Origin of the sequence: Nostoc sp. NMS7, assembly GCF_017115085.1 — a bacterium.
Lineage (GTDB): Bacteria > Cyanobacteriota > Cyanobacteriia > Cyanobacteriales > Nostocaceae > Nostoc.
Genome location: NZ_JABXKJ010000093.1, coordinates 31,506 through 56,163, shown reverse-complemented (window position 1 = coordinate 56,163; position 24,658 = coordinate 31,506). Strand labels below are relative to the sequence as shown.

The following is a 24,658-nucleotide window of genomic DNA, read 5'->3' as shown; positions in this document are numbered from 1 at the left end:
TGCCCCATGCCCAGCGTAAGAGCGTCAATTAGCTTTGAGTCACAGGCTCTTTCGCCAAGAACTTCTCTAATTCTGTCAGCGCATCAGCATCAACCTTAGTTTGCATTGGGCAGAACTTCGGCCCACACATTGAACAAAACTCAGCAGTTTTATAAATGTCTGCTGGCAAAGTTTCATCGTGATATTCCTTAGCTCTTTCTGGATCGAGTGATAATTCAAACTGACGGTTCCAATCGAAGTTGTAACGCGCCTTAGAAAGTTCATCGTCTCTATCCCTAGCACCAGGGCGATGCCTAGCAATATCCGCCGCATGAGCTGCTATTTTATAGGCAATTAACCCATTTCTGACATCTTCGGCATTTGGCAGACCCAAATGTTCTTTAGGTGTTACATAACACAGCATTGCAGTACCGTACCATCCCGCCATCGCTGCTCCAATGGCTGAAGTGATATGGTCATAACCGGGAGCAATGTCTGTCACCAATGGCCCCAACACATAGAAAGGTGCTTCAGAACACTCTTCCATCTGCTTACGGACGTTGAACTCAATTTGATCCATTGGCACATGTCCAGGCCCTTCCACCATCACCTGAACATCATCTTCCCAGGCTTTGCGAGTTAGCTGTCCAAGGGTTTTCAATTCAGCTAATTGTGCTTCATCTGAGGCATCATGGGTGCAACCGGGACGCAGAGAATCTCCTAAACTGAAGGAGACATCATATTTTTTGAAAATCTCAATAATGTCTTGGAAGTGGGTATAAAGCGGGTTTTGTTTATGGTGATGTAGCATCCACCGCGCCAAAATACCGCCGCCGCGAGAGACAATACCAGTAATCCGATTTCTCACCAAAGGCAAATGCTCAATCAAAATCCCTGCATGGATGGTTTGATAGTCTACTCCTTGCTGGGCGTGCTTTTCGATGATATGGAGAAAGTCATCAGCAGTCAGATTCTCCATTGTGCCATGGACACTTTCTAAAGCTTGGTAAACTGGCACCGTACCAATGGGAATAGGTGAAGCCTTAATAATGGCGCTGCGAATTTCATCCAAATTACCGCCGCCTGTAGATAAGTCCATCAGGGTATCAGCACCATACTTTACCGCCAGATGCAGCTTATCAACTTCTTCCTGAAGATTAGAAGAGTTGGGGGAAGCGCCGATATTAGCATTTACCTTACATTTGGAGGCGATGCCAATAGCCATCGGCTCTAAATTAGTATGATTAATATTAGCCGGGATAATCATTCGTCCCCGCGCCACTTCCTCACGAATGAGATCGGCAGGGAGATTTTCGCGTTGGGCGACGTAGTGCATTTCTTCGGTGATAACACCTTGGCGGGCGTAGTGCATTTGAGATACATTACCCTGCCCACGCCGTTTAGCAACCCATTCTGTCCGCATATTATAATTCCTCGATAAACAGCTTCCCTCCGCTGGTATTACCCAGACTCAGGTGTTAAGGGTGTGATCTCAGCCTGGTTATGTAGGCACCCCTAGCATGGATGTAGTGTAGCACCTTGGTTGTATCTCAGAGCAAGGGGGTTAAAAATTTATGCTGTTTTTTCAGGGTACAGCGATCGCAGTTTTAACCCAGTTGAGGTTAGGTATAAAGTTGCGATGCCAACGGCGGGCGCAGCCATCGCTAAAACTAAACATCAGGGGAAGTTTACGGCGAAATACCTAAAATTGCTACGCACCTCCCCGCAATTTATCCAACACGCTTCGATCTTCTAATGTGGAAGTATCCCCAGATACTTCTTCTCCAGCAGCTAGATTCCGCAATAAGCGGCGCATAATCTTACCCGATCGCGTTTTCGGCAAAGCCTCTGTAAAGCGAATTTCTCCCGGACGCGCGATCGCACCAATTTCTTTGACAACGTGCTGTTTGAGTTCTCTATTCAGTTCCTCACTTTCCTGATAACTGCCTTCTAAAGTTACAAAAGCAACTATTTCTTCACCCTTGAGTTCATCCGGTTTACCCACTACCGCCGCTTCTGCAACTGCTGGGTGAGAAACCAAGGCTGATTCTACTTCCATTGTACCGAGGCGATGTCCTGATACATTCACTACATCATCTACCCGACCCATTACCCAGAAATAGCCGTCTTCATCAAGTCTTGCGCCATCACCAGCAAAGTAAATATAGTTACCATCCTTGGGAGGAATATGTTCCCAATAGGTGCGGCGGAAGCGTTCTGGATCGCCGTAGACTGTCCGCATCATTCCTGGCCAAGGATGTCGCACCGCTAGATAACCGCCTTCCTTATTGGGTACGGTGTTTCCTGATAAATCTACGATATCTGCGATAATTCCAGGGAATGGAAGAGTTGCTGAACCGGGTTTGGTGGGAATTGCTCCTGGTAGTGGTGTAATCATGATACCGCCGGTTTCTGTTTGCCACCAAGTATCAACAATTGGACAGCGATCGCCACCAATTACTTTGTGATACCACATCCAAGCTTCTGGGTTAATCGGTTCGCCGACGGTTCCCAGCAAACGCAATGAAGACAGGTTTCGCGCATTCGGATGTTGTTCTCCCATCTTAATAAATGCGCGAATTGCCGTAGGTGCAGTATAAAAAATATTAACGCCATATTTTTCAATTACATCCCATGTACAACCAGGATTAGAAGCACGGGACACACCTTCATACATTAAGGTTGTTGCACCGTTGGAAAGGGGACCGTAGACAATGTAGCTGTGTCCAGTAATCCAACCTACATCCGCAGTACACCAATATACATCTGTATCTTGCAGATCGAATATCCACTTGCTGGTTATATGGGTATATAAATTATAACCAGCAGTTGTATGTACTACACCCTTCGGTTTGCCGGTGCTGCCAGAAGTGTAGAGGACAAATAGCATATCTTCGCTGTCCATCGGTTCGGCGGGACAATCGGCTGATACACCTTTTTGTAAATCATGCCACCAATGATCGCGTCCCCCCAACTGCATATCAGTTTCTTGTCCAGTACGCTTGACAACTAGGACATTTTCGAGACTGGGAACAGCACCATCAGCTAAGGCTTTGTCTACCTGTTGCTTGAGAGGAACGATCACATCTTTGCGCCAACCACCATCAGCCGTGATTACCACTTTAGCTTGAACATCGATTAAGCGATCGCGCAAAGCTTCGGCACTAAAACCACCAAATACGACAGTGTGGGGTGCGCCAATTCTCGCACAAGCTAACATAGCGATCGCAGCTTCGGGAATCATTGGCAGATAAATACCAACGCGATCGCCTTTTTTTACACCTAGTTGCTTCAATACATTGGCGAACTGGCAAACTTCCCGGTGCAGTTGGGAGTATGTGAGGGTACGCGAATCACCTGGTTCTCCTTCCCAAATCAATGCTGCTTTATTTTTGCGCCAAGTAGTGAGATGTCTGTCAAGGCAATTGTAAGAAATATTAATTTTACCGCCAACAAACCACTTAGCAAAAGGCGGTTGCCAATCTAATACTGTGTCCCATTTTTGGAACCATTCTAATTCGGTTTCAGCCAAATCTGCCCAAAATTGCTGCGGATCGGCTTTGGCTTGAGCGTAGATACGCTGATAGTCATCCAAGCTTTTGATATGGGCGTTTTTTGAGAATTCAGAACTAGGATGAAAGAGGCGGTTCTCTTGTAGGATTGATTCTATAGTTGGTTGAGACATAGTTATGAGTGCGATCGCTATTGTTAGAGTCATCCTAATATATGTAGTGAGGCTGTCAGAAAATACATCGAAGATCCTGATCATGCTTCAAACTAAAAAGAAAATACCACTGCGACTCTGATTCGCTCGTTCCGGTTCCTTCTCAGCACCCTTGGTGGTCATCGCTTCCAACTTCCGACCCTTCGGCGTAGCTCAGGGCACCGCTTCCGACTTCTTTAATTGCTTGCCTGTTGTTAGCCACCATCTCCCGATAAATTTAGCTGCCCATAGACATTGATATTAAATGTAAATTGAATATCGATGTGGTTGTTCGTATATCCTGTGGGCAAAGGTGCAAAAGGTGCAGCTCGTTGTATAGCGTTGAGCGCCGCTTTATCAGTGAGGCTGAATCCAGAAGTTTGTGCGAGCTCGAGATTGCTTAGTTGCCCGGAACGGTTAATAGTGAAGTTAAGCACTGTTCGCCGGGAAGACTGGCTCACTTCTGGTAGCCACTGCTGCTTGACTCGTTGCTGAAGTTGGTTTAAGTAAGAGGTGATATCTATATTTTGACTGCTGGCATCAATACCAGAAGTGGCTTGACGATCGCGGTTGGAATTAGGTAAGGCTGCCAGATAATCACCGCTAAAATTCCGACTAGATACACCCACAGTACCACCCAGCAAGCTTGCTCCACCTGTTTTCCGAGATGAATGAGCTTGAGATCGTGTTTGTCCACTATTTAATCTAGTTCCCGACTGGCCTAAGTTCTTAGGATTGGGTACTGGTGGTATAGTTGCAGGTGCCGCAGCTACGCCCCTGGTAGACATCGCTGTTTTTCGCGGTAGGGCTGGTGATGGTGTAATATTAGGCACTACTGCTATTTTTTTTGGTTTGGGTGCTGGTGATCTAATCGCAGGTGCGATCGCTATTGGCTGTGGCTTGAGTATTGGTGATCTAATCGCAGGTGCGATCGCTGTTGGCTGTGGCTTGAGTATTGGTGATCTAATCGCAGGTGCGATCGCTGTTGGCTCTGGCTTGAGTACTGGTGATTTAATCGCAGGTGCGATCGCTGTTGGCTCTGGCTTGGGTGCTGGTGATTTAATCGCAGGTGCGATCGCTGTTGGCTGTGGCTTGGGTTGTTCAGGAGATAGATTTGGTGATTCCGCTTTCTGTTGCCTTGGTTCTGGTTGCAATATCTTTGCTGGAGATAAAGCTGTTGAGTCAAGAGGACTCTTGCTAGAGGCTTTATGTGCATCAGAATTAGTTGACTTTACAGCCGAAACAGGTCTTTTCGGTAAAGCTTTACCACCTGCAATTGAATCTTTAGTAGCCCGGAATGAGGTTTTTTGGGGTATGTGTGTTTCATTAGGATAAACTTCAACTACCTCAACTGGAATCTCTTCCTTAGGCTCAGGCGTAAAAGCTCTGAGCCAATATTTGCTCCCAATCATTAAAGTACAGTGTAGGAGGATTGAAATAACTAGACCTTGGAGCATCTGCCCTGGACGCACGCTCCGATAACGCTGAAATTCATGAGAAAAAGCCATATTATTATGCTTTCGCGTGATAGATAACAGCTTCAATGAGTTATTTTTAATTCATTCAGCACTCCTGAAAACATCAGTAAGTGTGTGTTGTCTGTCTCAAGTATTAATGTGGATATAGGCACAGTACAATAACTTGCATTATAGGAACTACTGATGAACCGCTCGAAAATAATTGCCATTCTTACAGGTGCGATTTCGATCATTTTAGCGATCGCCTACCTTATCCTAGTCCAACTGCTGGACTATCGGGACATGAAACCCGCTCCCATCAGCCAATTTGACCAAGCCCCTGCGATTATTTCTGATTATTGGCAGATTGACAAAATTACCGAAATGTAAATTAGATTTAGCAACACGCGGTAGGGGCAGATGCGCTTACCCTGTGTTCAGAAGTCGAGTGTTTCTATAAAATTTCTTTGAGAAAAATCAAAATTTTAAACTTGATTGCGATAATACGTTTAGCTAACTCAAACCTGTTTATCCTAAGAGTGTTAAAGTTCCCCGTACTACAAGCGAGTAGGGTCAATGACTGCTTCATTACCAGATAATTTGATCAGTTCCTCAAGCACTCATACTCTAGATATAGCTAGGCAAGAGTATCAATATAACTACACTCATATTCCATCTATTGCTATGGTGGATCAGCTTTCTCTTGCGGAAGAGTTCGCCACTAACTGGTATTTTTTATTAGCCCAGCAGTTACGAGTTATTTTTATTAATACCCTGATCGTCAACCGAGGCAATCAGGGTTCTAAATCGATTCGTGATGATGTCGAAAAGTTTATTTTAGAAGCCTTGCTCAAGGGAGCAATCCCAGTCCGAATCAGTATTCTGGCGAGAATCCTGCAAATTATCCCCCAGTTTTTACTTAAAGCGATATCCAAGGATGTTAGAGAACTCGACGATCTTTTCTTTCATATTCTTAAAGAAAACGGACTTGTGATCCTTAGAGATACTCTAAATCGGGTAATTACCCTTCTATATGAAGGACAGCCCACAGGACACGCAACCAGTCTCAAGGACTACGAAAATTTGTTTCCGGTGATTGGTGTACCAGCGATCGCCAAAACTTACCACGAAGATGAAGTATTTGCCTACATGCGAGTAGCTGGCTACAATCCCGTGATGATCGAGCGAGTAACCACTCCAGGCGATCGCTTCCCAGTCACAGACGAACATTACCAAGCAGTGATGGGAAATGACGATTCATTAGCAGCAGCAGGACTTGAAGGAAGGCTCTACTTAGCTGACTATAAAATGTTAGACGGTGCGATCAACGGTACATACCCGAATGAGCAAAAATATGTCTATGCTCCCCTAGCACTGTTTGCCTTACCCAAAGGCTCAGACTCCACCCGTCTATTGCGGGCGATCGCCATTCAATGCGGTCAAACCCCAGGATCAGATTATCCCATCATTACCCCTAACTCCGGTAAATACCCTTGGCTATTTGCCAAAACAATTGTCCAAATAGCAGATGCCAACTTCCACGAAGCGATTACTCATTTAGGAAGAACTCACCTGTTTGTTGGTGCTTTTGCGATCGCCACCTATCGACAACTGCCGCTTACCCATCCTCTAAGAATTCTGCTGCACCCGCATTTTGACAGCACCTTAGCAATTAACGATGCCGCCCAACGGATTCTCATTGCTCCAGGCGGTGGCGTCGATAGATTACTCTCAGCATCAATCGATAACGCTCGCGTTTTCGCAGTGCTTGGGTTACAAAGCTATGGTTTCAATAGTGCCATCTTACCCAAGCAATTCCAACAGCGCGGTGTGGATGATCCCAACCTATTGCCTATTTATCCTTACCGCGATGATGCACTATTAGTCTGGGATGCCATTACTAAATGGGTTTCAGACTACCTGAACCTTTATTACATCACAGATGAAGACATTCAGCAAGACACAGCCCTGCAAGCTTGGGCAGCCGAAATCTCAGCTTATGATGGTGGTCGCATCCGCGATTTTGGCGAAGATGGGAGTATCAAAACGTTCAATTACCTAATTGATGCCACTACACTGATTATTTTCACTGCCAGCGCTCAACACGCAGCCGTTAACTTTCCCCAAAAAGATTTGATGAGTTATGCCGCAGCCATACCAACGGCAGGTTATTTACCAGCCTCAACTCTCAAAAGAGAAGTTACTGAGCAAGACTACCTCAATTTGCTCCCCCCTTTAGATCAGGCGCAACGGCAATACAACATACTCAGCTTGTTAGGGTCTGTATACTACAACAAGCTGGGCGAATATCAGCAAGGATACTTTATAGACCAGAAAGTAAAACCATTCTTACATGCATTCCAGAGTAATCTTCAGCAGGTGGAAAATACTATTAAGCAACGTAATTTGCACCGTCCAACTTATGAGTATCTGCTTCCTTCTAAAATTCCTCAGAGCATCAATATCTAAATTGGGGACAAGGGGACAAGGGAGACAAGGGAGAATAACTTTATGCCCAATGCCCAATGCCCAATGCCCAATGCCCAATGCCCAATGCCCAATGACTCAAAGTAAATATTATGACACTTAAAGATAAAGTTCTCAAAGGTCACGATCGCCAGCTCTGGCTTGCACCTATACTAGCCAAAGTAGGTTATGACACTGCGATCGGTAAGTTTCTACGCTTGATTTTCTATTACATGGATGCATTAATCATGCTCAACGCATGGCGGGACTTTCTCTACATCCGTAAGGACAATATTGGCGACAAGTATTTTGCAGTAGACCAAGCAATTATGCATTCCTCTCACGCCCAGGTGAGGGAACTAATGCAAACCCAACCACAACTGCGGGGAAATGATTTAGGCATCATCAGAATATTAGCTCCTAGTTACCTACTCGATAATCCTCTGAGCTTGGGGACGAACGGTAACGAACACACAGGACTCCGTACTGTGTTCTTACAAGCCTTACCAGAACCGTCAGAGCAGATAGACTTTTTAAGCTATCTAGTTGAGCAAAGCCTGTTAGAGGCTGCTAGACAGGGTAAATTACACATCGGCAACGATTTGCCAAAGATCATGCTGTCGATTTTGCACCAACTGGTTTTTCAGATATCTTTATCTGAGGAAGAAATCACAGCATCAAGTAATTACATTAAAGGTATGCCTCTGGCATCATTACCAAATTTTATTAGCAAGTATCTGCTGGCAATATTAACAGCGCCAAAAATTCACCATCGTCAATATTTAACCAAGCGATATCAACAATCTACTAAATGGGCATCTTACTTTGAAACAGGCGCTCAGTATCAGTTGAACGAACACCAAATCGCTAATAGCCTTTTCGATATGATTCATCTTGCCGGTACTGCTGGTACGAGTGGGCTTTTGGGATCTGTTATTGGTGTTTTATGCTTGGATAATGCCCTCAGAAATAATGTAGTATCAGAAGTCAATGCAGTTTGGAATGGCAAGGAAAGTTTAGACTCAGACGCTCTAGAACAGTCAACACTTCTCAATCAAGTGATTCTGGAAACGGCTCGTCTCTATCCACCTGTGCGATTTGTTAGCCAACTCACCACTGAAGCGGGTGAAGTTGAGATTGCAGAACAAAAATGTCCATTCCAAAAAGGTACTCGCTTGCTTGGCTCTATTTTTACAGCTAATCGGGATACCAATAGATACCAAAATCCAGATAATTTTGACGTAACACGAAATTTTTCCGATATCTTATCTTGGAACGGTGAAGGGCATGAGCGAGCCTGTCCTGGTAAATCCTTATCAATTGGCTTTATCAAGATTTTCTGTTTACATCTGTTCAATAACTATCAATGGGACTCAATTACAGAAGTCAAGTGGGATTTTGAAAAAGTGACTGCCGTTACTCCTAATAGTTTAGTGTTACAAGGTTTTGCTCAACGATTGTGAGTAGTTAGTGCTGAATTATGAGTTGGTAATTGTTATGGCTTTTTGAGTTTGTCTTAATTACAAATTACAAATTAGTATGAGTGAATTAATCGAGAAAAAACAACTCAATAATATTGCAACCTGGATGATTCCAATCAAACAAACAAACTTGCCATCTGTCCTTAAAGGTGTGTTTTTTTTGGATGGCAATCCACTGCCAGATACTTGTATCACTATGTACAATTTAGAATGGGATACATACAACAGAGCTTTGGTATTACCAGTCTTTGCACCGTTGCAGTGGACTTTTCATAACTCGATTCCTGGGTGGATATTACTACGTTTAGTTCAATGGTTTGAGGTAAGTTACAAAATTCAGTTTGAAGATGAAACTTTGCAGCAAGCTCAAATCATACCTATTTTGCTAGGAATACCAATTTCAAGATCGATTGTAAATTTTACAATGTCCCAAGACAAAAATTCTCTCAATGGAGATATTTGGCACAGAAAAAACCTTTGGTTCGGCGGACTTTCTCCCGCTGGTGAGTATACTCTCCGTAGGGTTGTTGATGAAAATGGTCATTACACTCCAGCTTTTAACGATATGCTCCCCAGAGTTCCAAATGAGTGTTTAGTAATTGGAATAAACTCAAAAGACAACGCCTCTAGTAATATTATTAACAGCCAATTGCTCAGGTAAAAAAATGCAGTAGTAATCCCGATAGTGATATCTAAATTAGCTTATTGTCTCATAAAATCCGTTGATTCCTTACCTTCGGAATGTGAGCAGATGCAGTCCCTAAGCGATATACTTAACCTAAGTTGTCAAGAAAAATAGACATGACGAACTCTCCTGATAAGAAGAATCTGGCAGATAATGAACCGTATAAAATTTATGAATTTAAGAAAAACAACCAAGAAAAAATATCTGGTTATTTAGTAGTTAGTACTGCAAAACTCAATGTTGAGACAGAAGAATCTAACAACTATTTATCAAAAGTTATTAATCAAAACTTTTTTAATATTAATGATGGACAAGCTGAACCTTCAGCCCAAGAGATGCTTGAGAAAATTGCTGAAAGCTTACAATCAAGCCCAGAACCAGAAATTATTATAAACATTCATGGATATAGTTCGACACCATCGGATACAGAGACAGGCTGCAAAAAGATTTATGAATATGTCAATACACATATTCAGCAACCAAATAAGTATATTTTTATAGGATATAGATGGCCTTCTGAAAATCCTATAAAAACAGATGAATCTGGTTCCTTTGGGCAAAAGCTAATGAACGCCCTATATTCTCTACCAACTTTACTAGCTATCAATTTAGTTGTGGGACTGACAATTAGTATATGGTCTACCATAGTTTTGTTGTTCCTAAATATTTTGAGTAATAGCGCTGTCCACTTTTTCACCGTGTTGTTAATTTTATCTGGCATTGTATCTTCAATTATTTTGACATTAATTATTCTCAGAATATCTACTTATTTTCGTGATACTTATAGAGCGGTTAATTATGGTGTAACAGACTTAGTTGAATTGATCAGACAGCTTGATGTTACAGTAAAGTTACCCCCTAATAAACGCATTAAATTGTCATTTATTAGTCATAGTATGGGGTGTTTTGTAGTTACAGATGTAATTCGTATCCTCTCTGATGTTTTTGACGTTAAATCTATTAATAAAGAACCTAATTCAGATATTGGCAATGTATTTCGCTTAGGCAGACTTGTGCTAGTTGCACCTGATATTCCTGTAGAAACCATCTTGCCAGGACGAGCTAATTTTCTTCGTTCTTCTTTACGTCGGTGTGAAGAAGCTTATATCTTTTGTAATGAGGGAGACTTAGCGTTACGAATTACCTCCACTGCTGCAAATTACTTTAGTTTCCCTGCGCGAACTCGTATAAGTGGCTACAGGCTTGGTAATATCACAGTTAAGCATTTCAACAACAAAAATGATAAAGTTGGTCAGACACCCAGATATGGAGTTGTGAATTTTCAGAAACAATACTATGAGAAAGATTACACACTTGATAAACCTTATAACTATTTAGAAATTCGTTCTTCTAGTAGCGAACATAGAAGACTTGAAGAGATAACTGAAATTTCCGAAAATGAGGTTCAACCCGCAGATTTATTTACATATTTTGACTGTACAGATTATAAAGATGATCGAAGTCTTCAGATAGGAGTTGTTAGTTCTGCCCTCCAACAGCCAGCGATAGATTTTGGGAATTATATTTTACTAACTTTGGCATTTATTCGGAAGTCTATTAACAATAGAGATCCTCAAGGTGTTGATACCCACACAGGCTATTTTGAAGGTGGTTTTAGTCAAAAAGCTATCTACGAATTAGCTTTTTTAGGATTTCAGGGATTTTTAAAATCTTTATCAATTCAGGGAGATAAGGAAGCTCAAATTCGCGCTTTTTCTCAAAAATGCCAGGAAAAGCAAATTCAAGTTATTCTTGCACCGCAAATTTATCAACAAAAGACTCAAGATTAGACGAGACGGCTCAACAGTCGCACTGTCATAACGTGAGTTCGACTAAGCTCAATTCTCAATTGAGAGCATGGCAGATATATTGGCGGATTTAGTGTGAGTATGCCTTTAGATATACTCATATATGAATATGCTTTATCGCTCTCATCTCAGCAATTAGATGGTTGTAAAGAGATTTACCTGAGTGTTTTAATGATATTAAAAGATTACTTATATGTCAGCCTATTCTTAATAGGCAACCTAGTAATTTTGGTAAATTAATAATTTCTACCTAAGTGGCAATTTCAAATGATGCAAAATACATTAGTTGATAAAACCTTCCGTGACAGCGATGGCAAAATAGTTTTAGCTCAGATGCCAAATCTACCGATTATTGTTTGGACAGTAACCAGTTTACTAGCTCTAATTTTTACGAGTGGCAAAATCAATACAGTATTAGAAGTACTGGCAAATGGCTCCTTGTTTACTTGGGCTTGGCTGGAGTTATTTCAAGGTGTCAATTATTTTCGCAGAGCGTTAGGTCTTGCCGTATTAATTGGGATTATCGCATTAAAAATTAATAGTGATAACGGACTCACTAATTAAGCAAAATTATTTATATATCTTCGGCGAGAACTTTCATAATCGTTTGACTATTCATCTCACAGTTATCGAGATAGAGAACTTTCACCGAATTTTAGATTTTAAATTTTAGACTTCGGCATTAACGCTCACGCCGAAGTCTAAAATCCAAAATTGTATGACTATAGGCTGCGATCGCACCGAACACATTTTGCAAGTTGAGTTTCAAAATGGAGATGCTGATCAGTAGGGGCACAGCAATGCTCATTGGTGTCAACTTAAGCTAGAAATCGCTTGTTGACTTCCACGCCCGCCCAGAAATAAATTTCTTTGGCTTTTAGCCCAAGTCTACTGAAGTAGACTAAAGACTTTTCAGATTATTTAGTCATCTTTGGTAAGGTGTAGTGCTGATTGCAGATATGTTTCTAAGTTGCGTTGTCCTGCTTCTGTTTCCAGGATGTTTTTGATCAGTTTTATTTCTAGTCACTGACGGTTAATTAAGTATAAATCAGTAGTAGCAAAGTCTCTCCAGACACTTTCTCTAGTTGCAGCTAATTGCCGTCCAACCCAATCCATAAAGGCGAAAACCGCTTGAATGCGAATAACATAGCGGTTGGCGATGGGAAGCGATCGCTTTTCTAAAATTGGGTTAAACAGCATATCGTAGCTTTGATAGGCGATTCTGTCCCGTCCGTAATCAGAAAGCACTACCACCGTCCAAGGTCGCATAGTTCTGCGTCGTCCCGCCCGTCCCTTGCGTTGCAGAAATGAGGCCATGTCTCGCGATGCTTTGTGCTGGATGACACCTCTAACTTCTGGGTCGTTAAATCCCACTTCCAGAGATCAGTAGCCACAATCACATCTGCATTTGGCGTAACTCCGGTATTTTGGGAACTGGTGCGTCCAATATTCAAAGGAAGTTGCAAACTTCTGACTGTAAAGCTTGCAATCAGGGTCGGCGAAAGCTTTATTAAGTTTATTTGTTTAATCGTTGAGTTAAGATATCAGAGTGCGATCGGCCTTATAGTTAGTGCTGCGATCTGAGAAAATTAAAGTAATATTTAAAACTAAAAATAGCTTGATAATGGGGAAAGGACAAGAGGTAAAACATCTTTATCCTTTAAAGAGCCAAGTTTCCTTGGCAGACTACTGGAGGGTACACTACTGGTTCGGGTTCCCGCCTTAGTCGCGTCTGGGCTAAGGTGTTCAGCATTTGTCACAATAAGAGGACGGTTACATCACTTCCAGGAACTTGTCGGCAACAAAATCAGCCCCAGTGGCAAGTCGTGGATGACGACGGTCGCCAGCTGTGGAGATACACTGCCATAAATAGCATCTGGAATGAGTAGACAATAATGGATGAAAATAAACAGATAAACAACACAAGCCAGCAATTGGGTGAACCAACAGAGGTAAAGCAAGCAATGAAGAGTGACTCCCCAGCCCAAATTAATTTCAATGAATCTGGTAACGAGGTTACAGAGCAAGTGGCAGCCCAAACAAATGTATCGGGGGATACGGCTACTTTCAATCCAGAAAATGGCGGCACGGCAACCGAGAAAACTGAAGTGGAAACAGCAGCTTTGGCAGAATTGACTCAACAAATCGAGTCCCTGAAAACGCAATTAGAAGAGCGTAGTACTCAATATATGCGGATTGCCGCTGATTTTGAGAATTACCGGAAACGCACTAGTAAAGAAAAAGAAGAACTAGAAGCGCTGATGAAGCGGAACACGATTTTAGAATTGCTGCCAGTGGTCGATAATTTTGAGCGGGCGCGATCGCACCTCAAACCGCAATCTGATGGCGAAATGACCATGCACAAAAGTTACCAAGGCGTTTACAAACAATTAGTAGATAGCCTGAAGCGCTTGGGTGTAGCACCAATGCGTCCTGAAGGTGAAGAATTTGATCCTAACCTGCATGAAGCAGTAATGCGGGAACCTACGGATGAACATCCTGAAGGAAGAGTGTTAGAAGAGTTAGTGCGCGGATATTACTTGGGCGATCGCGTGCTGCGCCATGCAATGGTCAAAGTAGCTGCTCCCAAGGAAGATACACTTTCTGCACCAGAAGATCAGTCGAGTCAAGCCTTCAGTTAAGCTGTAGTCGTTCGCCTCTCTGACCAAAAGTGCCTGGGTTCTAGCAAGAACGAGCATCGCGTATCTAAACAACGACAAGGCTTTGGATAACTCTGTGTGTTTAAACTTATCTTTTGCTACCAGCAACAGGGGTTACACAGACGTTATCCGCTAGCCTTGGTTCAAAGCCACAAACTTAGTCCGCGACAGATTACAGCAGAAAAAGTCAGTAAAAATACTGGTAATTATGGGAAAAATTATTGGGATCGACTTAGGCACTACTAACAGTTGCGTTGCAGTTTTGGAGGGCGGTCAACCACTTGTGATCGCCAGTTCTGAAGGTGGACGAACTACTCCTAGTATTTTGGGATTTGGCAAGAGTGGCGATCGCTTGGTTGGTCAATTGGCAAAGCGCCAAGCCGTAACCAATGCCGAAAACACAATTTACAGTATTAAACGATTCATCGGTCGGCGTTGGGAAGACACTGAAACAGAACGCAATCGCGTTCCCTACAACTGTGTCAAAGGTCGAGATGATACTGTTGATGTCCAAATTCGCTCCAAAAATTACACGCCACAAGAACTATCCGCCATGATCCTGCAAAAGCTCAAGCAGGATGCAGAAAACTTCTTGGGTGAGGAGGTGACTCAGGCAGTGATCACCGTACCCGCATATTTCACAGATGCCCAAAGACAAGCAACTAAAGATGCTGGCACGATTGCAGGGTTAGAAGTCCTGCGAATCATCAATGAACCAACAGCCGCGGCTTTAGCTTTCGGATTGGAAAAGCAAGACCAAGAGCAGCTAATTTTAGTATTTGACTTGGGAGGCGGTACCTTCGACGTCTCGATCCTACAACTTGGGGATGGCGTTTTTGAAGTTAAGGTGACTTGTGGTAACAACCACTTAGGTGGAGACGACTTTGATAATGCGATCGTGCTTTGGATGATGGAACGCTTCGAGCAAGAGGAAAAAATCAACCTTTCCCAAGATAAGATGGCACTACAACGCCTGCGGGAGGCAGCAGAAAAGGCAAAAATTGAACTCTCCAGCACCGTCAATACCTCCATCAACTTGCCCTTTATCACGGCTGATGACACCGGGCCAAAGCATCTGGAGATGGAACTCAGCCGCTCTAAATTTGAAGAACTCACAGGAAAATTAATTGAAGCGACCATCGAACCAATGATCCAAGCGCTCAAAGATGCGGATATCAAACCACCAGCGATAGATCGGATTATTTTGGTAGGTGGTTCTACCCGTATTCCCGCAGTTCAAAACGCGCTAATTAAGTTTTTCAATGGCAAAGCTCCCGATCGCTCTATCAACCCTGACGAAGCTGTAGCATTGGGAGCGGCGATCCAAGCAGGTGTGTTGGGTGGCGAAGTCGATAATCTCTTACTATTGGATGTCACCCCTCTGTCCTTGGGAATTGAAACCTTGGGTGAAGTGTTGACCAAAATCATTGAACGCAACACTACAATTCCTACGAGTAGATCACAAGTTTTTTCCACAGCAGTTGATGGGCAAACCTCAGTCGAAATTCATATCCTCCAAGGTGAACGGGCAATGGCACGAGATAACAAGAGTCTCGGCAAGTTTTTGCTAGCCGGAATTCCCCCATCTCCCCGTGGTGTGCCGCAAATTGAAGTCGCCTTTGAAATCGATGTCAACGGCATCCTGAAGGTTTCTGCCCAAGACAAAGGTACAGGTAGAGAACAGAGTATTCGGATTACCAATACAGGTGGCTTGAGTACCAACGAAGTCGAACGGATGCGCCAAGAGGCCGAACTGTTTGCCGAAGAAGATAGAAAACGTAAAGAACTGGTTGAACTCAAAAACCAAGCAGATAATCTGTTGTTCAGTTACCAATCCACCATCAAGGATAATGGCAACCTTATCGGTGAACAGATGAAAACCTTGGCCAGTGAAAAAGTTTCACAACTCCAAGCTGCCATGATTGACTCCAGTGTTTCCACAGTGGAATTTAAACAGCGCTTAGACGACTTCCAACAAACCCTGCTGGCAATTGGTGCTGATGTCTACAATAGAGCTAACAGCCAAAGTGATGACAGTGAGGAGGCTTCAGCTAGTCTCTTAACACCAGAAATGGAGTCACCAATGAATGGCACACTAATAGCACAATTCAACTTTGATTTTGAGGAAGAAAATACCGCACAGGCTGATTATGAGGCGATAGATTAGGGGTTGGGCACTTGTACTGAGCGAACGCGAACAGCGTCTCGTAGAGAAGTCGTTGGCGCAGCCTCTGGTAGAGAAGTATTGGGCATTAGGCATTCGTTATTTTCTCTTTGTCCCCCTTGTCCCCCTTGTCCCCCTTGTCCCCCTTGTCCCCCTTGTCCCCCTTATCTCCCTCATCTCCCACTCCCCATCTCATAAAATTGATTATAAATTTAGTGAAGTTTCACAACACCCCAGCAGTTTGCTAGATTGTAGAAGCAAATTACTTTGGGCTAGGCAGTGCGCCAGTTCAGATACAATCCAAAGCATATGGGTGGTTTTCCACACCTAATGGTGCGGCTAGCTCCTCTGGTTGATGGGCGGGGTTTTCTTCTGGTACGTAGCACAATTGTAAAAGAGACAGCCGACTCCGCAGTGAGAAGTTTCAGCAGAGGCTTACAACCAGCTCTAAACTTCTATAGCTTTTGTCGTCTCCCACGAGGAAATCAACTGTTGCTCAAGATTTGTCGGTGATTTTTGTGAAAGGGAAAGGGTAAAATCAGTTATTAACAAAAATTAATTTTATCTTCTGCCTGACATTTCCCAAGCCGCCCTCTGAAGGACACTGCATTGCTCTTCTAGAGTCTTTAGGCAATAACGCCTTCCCGTAGGGTAGCAACTGACCGTGAGTGACGTTCTACTGCCCTTCTCCTGACGGAGACGCTACGCGAACGGGTGACGCTCCTAACGTCGCTAACGCTGCGCTAACGCCAGTCGCTAATGGGGAGCCACTGCGGTCTTGGGGTCTTCCCAAGTGAAGCAAGTGGCGTGGAAACCCCCTATTCCCGCGCAAGCTCACCTTCTGCTTTCTTCCTTCTAACTTTTACCTTTGCTATATGGCCCGCGACTATTATGAAATTCTGGGTGTCTCTCGTGACGCCGACAAAGAAGAAATCAAACAAGCCTATCGCCGTTTAGCCCGGAAGTATCACCCAGATGTGAACAAAGAACCGGGGGCGGAGGATCGCTTTAAAGAAATTAACCGCGCTTATGAGGTACTCTCGGAAGCAGAAACTCGCGGTCGTTACGATCGCTTTGGCCCAGAGGGTGTGTCTGGTGCTGCTGGCGCGGGCTTCCAAGATGTCGGCGATATGGGTGGTTTTGCCGATATCTTTGAAAGCATTTTTAGTGGCTTTGGTGGCGGTATGGGTAGTCCCACGCAACAAAGACGGCGCAGTGGGCCTGCCAGAGGTGATGACCTGCGGCTAGACCTGAAGTTAGACTTTCGGGAAGCGATATTTGGCGGTGAAAAAGAAATTCGCATTTCGCATCTAGAAAATTGTGAAGTCTGTAGCGGTTCTGGTGCTAAACCTGGAACTCGCCCTCGAACTTGTTCGACTTGTACCGGTTCGGGTCAAGTACGCCGTGTCACTAGAACACCCTTTGGCAGTTTCACCCAAGTCTCGACTTGTCCCACCTGTAATGGCACAGGGATGGTAATTGAAGATAAGTGTGATGCCTGTGATGGTAAGGGGGCAAATCAAGTCACAAAGAAACTCAAAATTACCATTCCAGCTGGGGTGGATAATGGCACACGCTTACGGATTTCTAGTGAAGGAGATGCAGGTCAACGTAGTGGACCGGCTGGGGATTTGTACGTTTACTTGTTCGTGAATGAAGACGAGGAATTCCAACGGGATGGCATTAATATTCTCTCGGAAATCAAAGTTAGCTACCTGCAAGCGATTTTAGGTTGTCGGTTAGAGGTAGATACGGTAGATGGTCTGGTGGAACTGATAATTCCAGCAGGAACCCAGCCCAATACGGTGATGAAGTTGGAAAATCGCGGCGTACCCCGCTTGGGCAATCCCGTCAGTCGTGGGGATCATATGCTGAACGTATTAATTGATATTCCTAACAAAGTAACCCCAGAGGAGAGGGAACTGTTGGAGAAGCTAGCTAAAATTAAGGGAGATCGCACTGGTAAAGGCGGTCAAGGATTCTTGGGAAATCTATTTAAGTAATGAAGCCCTCTGTTGTTTTAACTCCTGATGCTCAACTTGATTTACGCGGCACACCTTGCCCAATTAATTTTGTGCGGACAAAACTTCGTCTAGAAAAAATGCCATTGGGAGATTTGCTAGAAGTCTGGCTAGACCCTGGTGAGCCGATTGAGCAAGTTCCCGATAGTCTGACAATGGCAGGCTATCAGGTGGAACAAATTACAGATTGCACTAGTTATTTTTCTCTGTTAGTGCGCCGTCCAGTTGCTAGCCAATGACAGGTGAAAATTTTGCCGCAACTGGACAGTTGTTGGGTACGGTGGTTGCTGTACAGGCTAATTTTTACCGAGTACAGCTAGATGCAGAAGATGGGGAGATGAGGGAGATAAGGGAGATGGGGGAGCAATATCTTTCTCATCTTCCTTATCCCCCTCTCCTGCTTTGTACCCGGAGAACACGCCTGAAAAAAATCGGGCAACAGGTGATGGTAGGCGATCGCGTTGTCGTAGAAGAGCCAGATTGGGCTGGAGGACGCGGAGCGATCGCTGAGGTTTTAACCCGCCAAAGTGAGTTAGATCGTCCAGCGATCGCCAATGTCAACCAAATTCTATTGGTATTTGCCGTTGCTGATCCACCTTTGGAACCTTATCAGTTGAGTCGGTTTCTAATTAAGGCTGAGTCTACTGGTTTAGATGTGCTTTTATGCTTGAATAAAAGTGATTTAATTTCACCGCCAGAACAACAAAAAGTTAGCGATCGCCTCCTTGGTTGGGGCTATCAACCGATATTTATCAGCGTCAAAAATGGTATAAATACTGACCAAGCAGCCAGATATTTGAGCAATAAAATTACTGTAATTGCTGGCCCTTCCGGCGTGGGCAAATCCAGCTTGATCAATTCGCTGATTGACTCTCTTGAGCTGCGAGTCGGAGAAGTTTCTGGCAAACTGGCTCGTGGTCGTCATACCACTCGCCATATAGAATTATTTGAGTTGCCTAGCGGTGGAATGCTTGCAGACACTCCCGGCTTTAATCAGCCTGACATGGATTGTAACCCAGAAGAATTAATTCGTTATTTCCCAGAAGCAAGAGAGCGGTTAGCAGTTGCTAGCTGTCGGTTTAGTGATTGTCTGCATCGAGACGAGCCGGAGTGCGTGGTGCGCGGAGACTGGGAACGATATCAACATTATTTAGAATTTTTGGACGCTGCGATCGCTCATGAAACTCAGCTGCACCAACAAGCTGATCCAGAATCCACTATGAAGTTAAAAAGCAAAAGCAAAGGCAAAGGGCAAAGTCAATACGAACCCAAGCTAGAAAGTAAAAAATATCGCCGGATTTCCCGCAAGACTCAGTTACAGGACTTGCAGGAATTATATCGGGATGAGGATTAAGGAGTGCGATGTCTACGATGGTTACTGACTTGTGCCGAGCGTAGCCGAGGTAGCTTGCCGTACCACTTCGTGGAAGCAAGCTACGCGCAGCGTCTCGTAGAGAAGGGTCTCGTAGAGAAGTACGGGCTGCGCCTATGCAAAGGTTTGTCACGATAGCATGGATACAAACAGAAAAACTATCTTGTATGTCTCAGCCCCTTGCTGCCACCCCTAGTTTAGAAGATGTCACTGAGAGTATAATTTTCTCACCAGGCAACATCTATAGTGACGAACCCCCCTTGGAATCTGACTTACCTTAATCAATATTTAGTGATAGTTTTTTATAAGTCCCCAAGCCTTTTGCTCAAAAATAACTCTCGTGATGTTTCACCCAATTTTTCATCTTGCCTTCCCCGTCCGAGACTTAGAAGAATCTAAGAACTTTTATGTCACCACCTTCGGTGCCAAGGTAGGTGGTGTCCGTGACAAGTGGCTCGACATATTTCTGTTTGAAGCTCAGATTACTTTGCATGAACAACCCTCTGAGGTTTTACCGATGAGAGAACATGGCGTGCGTCACTTCGGTGCGGTTTTAGCGTGGAGTGATTGGGAGACGCTTGCAAATCGCCTTGATGAAATGAGGGTTCAGTTCAAGGTAAAGCCAAATGTTTCTGGTGTGGGTACCGACGCAGAGCAAGCGAAGATGCTATTAAGCGATCCGAGTGGAAATGCGATTGAAGTAAAGGCATACAGAAATCTATCTGTCGCCTAGGAGTTGAATCTGGTAAATTACGCTTTTTTACCCCAGATGGACATCTGGTAATATTGCCAGAAGAAGAAGCAAACCAACAGTTACAGCAAGCAAACCAACAACTAGAACAAGAACGTCAACGGGCTGAAAAATTGGCAGAACGCTTACGAGCCGCAGGTATTAATCCTGAGCAAATATTCTGAAAATAGAATTTTATTTCTAAACTAGGCATGGGAAAATAGTGCTATGAACCAAACAATATCTGATCAAGTCCGTTGGACAACCTCAGACTTAGAATTACTCCAAACTGACGAATGGAAGCGCTATGAAATTATTGACGGAGAACTATTTGTGACTAGAGCGCCTCACTGGAAACATCAAGGGACTGCGGGTAATATCTGCTTAGAATTACAAATTTGGTCGCGCTCTAGTGGGCTGGGGGAAACCCGTCAAACTCCCGGTATAATTTTTACAGATGCCGATAATGTCATACCCGATGTAGTTTGGATCAGCCATGAGCGTTTAGCACAATTGCTAGATGACGAAGGGCATTTGAGAGGTGCGCCAGAACTGATTGCCGAAGTGCTTTCTCCTGGGACAACTAACGAACGTCGAGATCGAGAAGCCAAGCTGAAACTATACTCATCCACAGGAGTCCAAGAATATTGGATTGCAAATTGGCAATTACAGCAGCTAGAAGTATATCGCCGAGAAGTTGCCCAATTAAAACTGATCGCAACCTTGCTGGCTGATGACGAAATCAGATCACCACTGTTACCAGGTTTCGGCGTTCGAGTTCAGCGTTTTTTTGGATAATTCTGGCCGCTCTTCAAACTCAACTTCATTAAAGAAGGTATAATTCAAAATTCAAAATTCACGCATTGTTCGCGTGGTCACTGAGCCTTGCCGTTCGCGCAGCGTCTCGTAGAGAAGAGAGTTTTAAGCAGGGATTTAAACCCCGATGGTTCCTGAGCTTGTCGTTCGCGTAGCGTCCCGCAGGGAAGGACTGTAGCTTGCTTCCCGCAGGGTAACTGAAGCTAGACGAAGGTGGCTCAAAAATAATTAATTATTAAACTGCCAAGGCGCAAAGCTCACAAAAGGACTGTAACTTAGAAACCCGATTTTTCTACTGCAACAAGCCAACCACAAACTAGAACTGAATGACAACTAGTCCAAAAATTGGCACAAGGCTTTTAACTCAATTGAAAACTGCTATATATCTACCTGACGATCGCCATAAAGTCTTAGAATATTGTTGATTTCTGCCCAACCTCTCGACCTTCAACTTACAAGTATCACCCCAAAATCACTATGGCTATCGGCTACGTCGCGCTTGTACTCCACGCACATCTGCCCTTCGTTCGTCACCCGGAAAGTGACTACGTGCTGGAGGAAGAATGGCTCTATGAAGCCATCACAGAAACCTACATCCCCTTATTGAAAGTATTTGAAGGCTTAAAGCGAGACGGTATCGACTTTAAAATCACGATGAGTATGACACCCCCTCTAGTGTCAATGCTTCGTGATCCTCTGCTTCAAGAACGCTATGAAGCACACTTAGCCCAACTAGAAAAACTTATACAACTAGAAGCAGAACGTAATGTCAATAATGGACATCTTCGTTATTTAGCCGAACATTACATTACTGAGTTTAAGGAAGCGCGTCAGCTATGGGAACGCTACAACGGTAACTTAGTGACAGCTTTTAAGAAGTTCCAAGACAGTAACAACCTGGATATCATCACTTGCGGCGCTACTCACGGCTATTTGCCGTTGATGAAAATGTATCCAGAAGCAGTGTGGGCGCAAATTCAGGTAGCCTGCGAACATTACGAACAAACCTTTGGACAAGCACCCAGAGGTATTTGGTTGCCGGAATGCGCCTATTATGAAGGTTTAGAGCGGATGCTAGCCGATGCTGGGTTACGCTACTTCCTCACCGATGGGCATGGCATCCTTTACGCCCGTCCGCGTCCACGCTTTGGTACTTATGCCCCAATTTATACAGAAACTGGTGTTGCTGTCTTTGGTCGAGATCAGGAATCTTCCCAACAGGTATGGTCTTCTGAGGTAGGCTATCCTGGGGCGGCGGAATATCGAGAATTTTACAAAGATTTGGGCTGGGAAGCAGAATATGAGTACATCAAGCCCTACATCATGCCCAATGGCCAACGGAAAAATACGGGGATTAAGTATCACAAAATTACTGGACGTGGTTTAGGGCTGTCAGATAAGGCACTCTACGATCCGTATTGGGCTAAGGAAAAGGCAGCAGAGCACGCTGCTAACTTTATGTATAACCGAGAGCGGCAATCGGAGAATCTCCATGCGATAATGGGGCGATCGCCAATTATCGTTTCGCCTTATGACGCAGAGTTATTTGGACATTGGTGGTATGAAGGACCCTGGTTCCTCGATTACCTATTCCGCAAGTCGTGGTATGACCAAGGAACATATCAAATGACCCATTTAGCAGACTATTTGCGAGATCAGCCAAATCAGCAAGTCTGTCGTCCTTCGCAATCGAGTTGGGGTTTCAAGGGTTTCCACGAGTATTGGTTAAATGAAACGAATGCGTGGATTTATCCGCATTTACACAAAGCCGCAGAACGGATGATTGAAATCTCCCACCTGGAACCAGAGGATGAGTTGGCGGCGAAAGCACTAAACCAAGCGGCGCGAGAATTATTATTAGCACAATCTTCTGACTGGGCATTTATTATGCGGACGGGAACAATGGTACCCTATGCAGTTAGACGGACGCGATCGCACCTGATGCGCTTCAATAAGCTCTACGAAGACGTTAAAATTGGCAAAATTGACAGTGGTTGGCTAGAAAAAGTCGAGTTAATGGATAATATCTTCCCCGAAATCAACTATCGCGTCTACCGTCCATTATAGTTTTACACAAACTAGGGTGGGCAATGCCCACCTTCTAGGGGTTAAATGAGTACCCAATAACCCCACAATTTTAAAACATCCTCTTAGGGACTACAACTAATGGATTGAATACCATTAGTTGAAACTAAAACATCTACTTTATATTCTGCTGGGCATGTTTCAATTGAGTTACCTTTTATAAGTTTGATTTCCTGTGAAAGCTGGCAACTTTTAAACTGTGCTTTATCATCAAAAGATATAGATTTTTCGGCTTGGCACTCAAAATTAGATAACCCGGAACTGGGGCTGGAAACCTGTACATTCATATCTTGACCAAGAATACAACTTGCCAACGAACCATTTTCATAATTACTAATTGTCCCACCTTCACATACAATTGACGCTTGAGCAGGCAGAGAAACAGCAAAATTGATTGAAAATAAACCTAAAGAAGAAGTTAAAACTGCCAAAACTTTAGACGAGAATTTCATAAAAAATACTGATTACTAGAATAAAAGTTGTTACTTCATTTATACTTGATTGCTATTAAACACTGATACAGCAAAGATACTGATCTTGCTTTAAAGTTTCTGTGAACGGTTTAGCTATCCGCTTATTTCGATTTGACGGCAAAACCGGAGAAGTTTACATTCTATCTGCGGATGAACTGCAAATTATTGTTTATCGCAATGGCGAATGGGATTTTGTCAATGAACCAGAATTATCAGCAAATGAGTTTTTCAGAGTTGAGAGCTTATGTCGTGGAAAACCGCGAAGACATTGAAGCTCTACGTTTTTTGATGAGCAAACGTGACCCTAATTATCCAAAGTATCCCATGCCTTTAACAGAAGCTGATATGCAAGCCCAAATGGAAATCATCAGGCGCAAGATTAACGGAGAGCTTTGAGATTATTGTCTAAGTTCAGTAATCATAATTAGGGTGGGTAAATTATACTCACCCGATTATTTTATTAACACTTTCGGTTAGCTAAAGGTTATCTGGATCAATATTTAATTCTCGGAGTTTAGCAGCTAATCTTTGCGCCTTTTCTTTAGTTTGCTGTCGAGCCTCCTCTAGAATTGTTAGATTACCTCATCTAATGAATTGATAAAAAAGCCATTAATCTATAACTACATCAGCTAGTAAATCATCCATATCATCGCTAATTTCTTGAGTATAAGGAATTAGCTCAGAAGGGTTATGCATAGCATCCTTCATCAGAAAATCAAGGAAAAGGCTCATTATAATGCTCTCATCTTCATTCATCA

General features: G+C 43.6%; 23 protein-coding genes and 1 riboswitch. Of the genes, 16 read left to right on the top strand and 7 right to left on the bottom strand.

What is annotated here, in order from left to right; all coding sequences use genetic code 11:
• Positions 1-28: 28 nt before the first annotated feature.
• The 3 genes from thiC to HWQ38_RS09820 all read right to left on the bottom strand — a co-directional run bounded on the left by thiC (position 29) and on the right by HWQ38_RS09820 (position 5,190).
• Positions 29-1,402, bottom strand: coding sequence for a phosphomethylpyrimidine synthase (gene thiC, locus HWQ38_RS09830; protein WP_292792718.1), 1,374 nt, complete (start codon positions 1,400-1,402; stop codon positions 29-31).
• A gap of 7 nt (positions 1,403-1,409) precedes the next feature.
• Positions 1,410-1,506: riboswitch (TPP riboswitch) on the bottom strand.
• Positions 1,507-1,690: 184 nt separating this feature from the next.
• On the bottom strand, positions 1,691-3,664 hold the full coding sequence (gene acs / locus HWQ38_RS09825; protein WP_292792743.1) for an acetate--CoA ligase: 1,974 nt from the start codon (positions 3,662-3,664) through the stop codon (positions 1,691-1,693).
• A gap of 233 nt (positions 3,665-3,897) precedes the next feature.
• On the bottom strand, positions 3,898-5,190 hold the full coding sequence (locus HWQ38_RS09820) for an energy transducer TonB (protein ID WP_292792717.1): 1,293 nt from the start codon (positions 5,188-5,190) through the stop codon (positions 3,898-3,900).
• A 153-nt stretch (positions 5,191-5,343) separates the two neighbouring features.
• On the opposite strand from HWQ38_RS09820, the gene HWQ38_RS09815 reads away from it, so the two are divergent.
• From HWQ38_RS09815 to HWQ38_RS09790, 6 genes are all read left to right on the top strand, one after another.
• Entirely contained in the window at positions 5,344-5,529 is a 186-nt protein-coding gene (locus tag HWQ38_RS09815) for a hypothetical protein (RefSeq protein ID WP_292792715.1), read from the top strand.
• A gap of 186 nt (positions 5,530-5,715) precedes the next feature.
• Positions 5,716-7,608 carry a lipoxygenase family protein gene (locus HWQ38_RS09810; protein ID WP_292792713.1) on the top strand — a complete coding sequence of 631 codons (1,893 nt, stop codon included), beginning with the start codon at positions 5,716-5,718 and terminating at the stop codon, positions 7,606-7,608.
• A gap of 110 nt (positions 7,609-7,718) precedes the next feature.
• A complete protein-coding gene (locus tag HWQ38_RS09805; protein ID WP_292792711.1) occupies positions 7,719-9,068 on the top strand; it encodes a cytochrome P450 in 1,350 nt (449 codons plus the stop codon).
• 76 nt (positions 9,069-9,144) lie between these two features.
• Complete coding sequence (locus HWQ38_RS09800; RefSeq protein ID WP_292792709.1) at positions 9,145-9,747, top strand: hypothetical protein; 603 nt, start codon at positions 9,145-9,147, stop codon at positions 9,745-9,747.
• Positions 9,748-9,887: 140 nt separating this feature from the next.
• Positions 9,888-11,561 (top strand): alpha/beta hydrolase, encoded by a 1,674-nt coding sequence (locus tag HWQ38_RS09795; protein WP_292792707.1) that lies wholly within the window; start codon positions 9,888-9,890, stop codon positions 11,559-11,561.
• Positions 11,562-11,849: 288 nt separating this feature from the next.
• A complete protein-coding gene (locus HWQ38_RS09790; RefSeq protein ID WP_292792741.1) occupies positions 11,850-12,143 on the top strand; it encodes a hypothetical protein in 294 nt (97 codons plus the stop codon).
• A gap of 118 nt (positions 12,144-12,261) precedes the next feature.
• Here HWQ38_RS09790 and HWQ38_RS09785 read toward each other — a convergent pair whose 3' ends face one another.
• Complete coding sequence (locus HWQ38_RS09785; protein ID WP_292792705.1) at positions 12,262-12,387, bottom strand: hypothetical protein; 126 nt, start codon at positions 12,385-12,387, stop codon at positions 12,262-12,264.
• 215 nt (positions 12,388-12,602) lie between these two features.
• A complete protein-coding gene (locus HWQ38_RS09780) occupies positions 12,603-12,953 on the bottom strand; it encodes a hypothetical protein (protein ID WP_292792703.1) in 351 nt (116 codons plus the stop codon).
• A 518-nt stretch (positions 12,954-13,471) separates the two neighbouring features.
• On the opposite strand from HWQ38_RS09780, the gene grpE reads away from it, so the two are divergent.
• The 9 genes from grpE (at position 13,472) to HWQ38_RS09735 (ending at position 23,409) form a co-directional block, all read left to right on the top strand.
• On the top strand, positions 13,472-14,221 hold the full coding sequence (gene grpE / locus HWQ38_RS09775; RefSeq protein WP_292792739.1) for a nucleotide exchange factor GrpE: 750 nt from the start codon (positions 13,472-13,474) through the stop codon (positions 14,219-14,221).
• Between the two features lie 226 nt (positions 14,222-14,447).
• A complete protein-coding gene (dnaK, locus tag HWQ38_RS09770; protein ID WP_292792701.1) occupies positions 14,448-16,406 on the top strand; it encodes a molecular chaperone DnaK in 1,959 nt (652 codons plus the stop codon).
• 872 nt (positions 16,407-17,278) lie between these two features.
• The gene (gene dnaJ, locus HWQ38_RS09765) at positions 17,279-18,406 is read left to right on the top strand and encodes a molecular chaperone DnaJ (protein ID WP_292792699.1); all 1,128 of its coding nucleotides are present in this window, start codon (positions 17,279-17,281) and stop codon (positions 18,404-18,406) included.
• Entirely contained in the window at positions 18,406-18,663 is a 258-nt protein-coding gene (locus tag HWQ38_RS09760) for a sulfurtransferase TusA family protein (protein WP_292792697.1), read from the top strand. Before dnaJ ends, HWQ38_RS09760 begins: the two co-directional genes overlap by 1 nt.
• Entirely contained in the window at positions 18,660-19,778 is a 1,119-nt protein-coding gene (gene rsgA / locus HWQ38_RS09755) for a small ribosomal subunit biogenesis GTPase RsgA (protein WP_292792695.1), read from the top strand. The genes HWQ38_RS09760 and rsgA overlap by 4 nt, the downstream gene beginning before the upstream one ends.
• Before the next feature lie 361 nt (positions 19,779-20,139).
• A complete protein-coding gene (locus HWQ38_RS09750; RefSeq protein WP_292792693.1) occupies positions 20,140-20,529 on the top strand; it encodes a VOC family protein in 390 nt (129 codons plus the stop codon).
• Positions 20,530-20,582: 53 nt separating this feature from the next.
• Entirely contained in the window at positions 20,583-20,711 is a 129-nt protein-coding gene (locus HWQ38_RS09745; protein ID WP_292792691.1) for a hypothetical protein, read from the top strand.
• 43 nt (positions 20,712-20,754) lie between these two features.
• Positions 20,755-21,324 (top strand): Uma2 family endonuclease, encoded by a 570-nt coding sequence (locus HWQ38_RS09740; protein ID WP_292792689.1) that lies wholly within the window; start codon positions 20,755-20,757, stop codon positions 21,322-21,324.
• Positions 21,325-21,819: 495 nt separating this feature from the next.
• Positions 21,820-23,409 (top strand): glycoside hydrolase family 57 protein, encoded by a 1,590-nt coding sequence (locus HWQ38_RS09735; RefSeq protein ID WP_292792687.1) that lies wholly within the window; start codon positions 21,820-21,822, stop codon positions 23,407-23,409.
• An 83-nt stretch (positions 23,410-23,492) separates the two neighbouring features.
• Here the strand turns inward: HWQ38_RS09735 and HWQ38_RS09730 are convergent, their stop codons facing one another.
• Entirely contained in the window at positions 23,493-23,858 is a 366-nt protein-coding gene (locus HWQ38_RS09730; RefSeq protein WP_292792685.1) for a hypothetical protein, read from the bottom strand.
• 192 nt (positions 23,859-24,050) lie between these two features.
• Between HWQ38_RS09730 and HWQ38_RS09725 the strand changes: the two genes are divergently transcribed.
• Positions 24,051-24,296, top strand: coding sequence for a hypothetical protein (locus HWQ38_RS09725; protein ID WP_292792683.1), 246 nt, complete (start codon positions 24,051-24,053; stop codon positions 24,294-24,296).
• Positions 24,297-24,509: 213 nt separating this feature from the next.
• Here the strand turns inward: HWQ38_RS09725 and HWQ38_RS09720 are convergent, their stop codons facing one another.
• Positions 24,510-24,632 (bottom strand): hypothetical protein, encoded by a 123-nt coding sequence (locus HWQ38_RS09720; protein WP_292792681.1) that lies wholly within the window; start codon positions 24,630-24,632, stop codon positions 24,510-24,512.
• Positions 24,633-24,658: the final 26 nt, after the last annotated feature.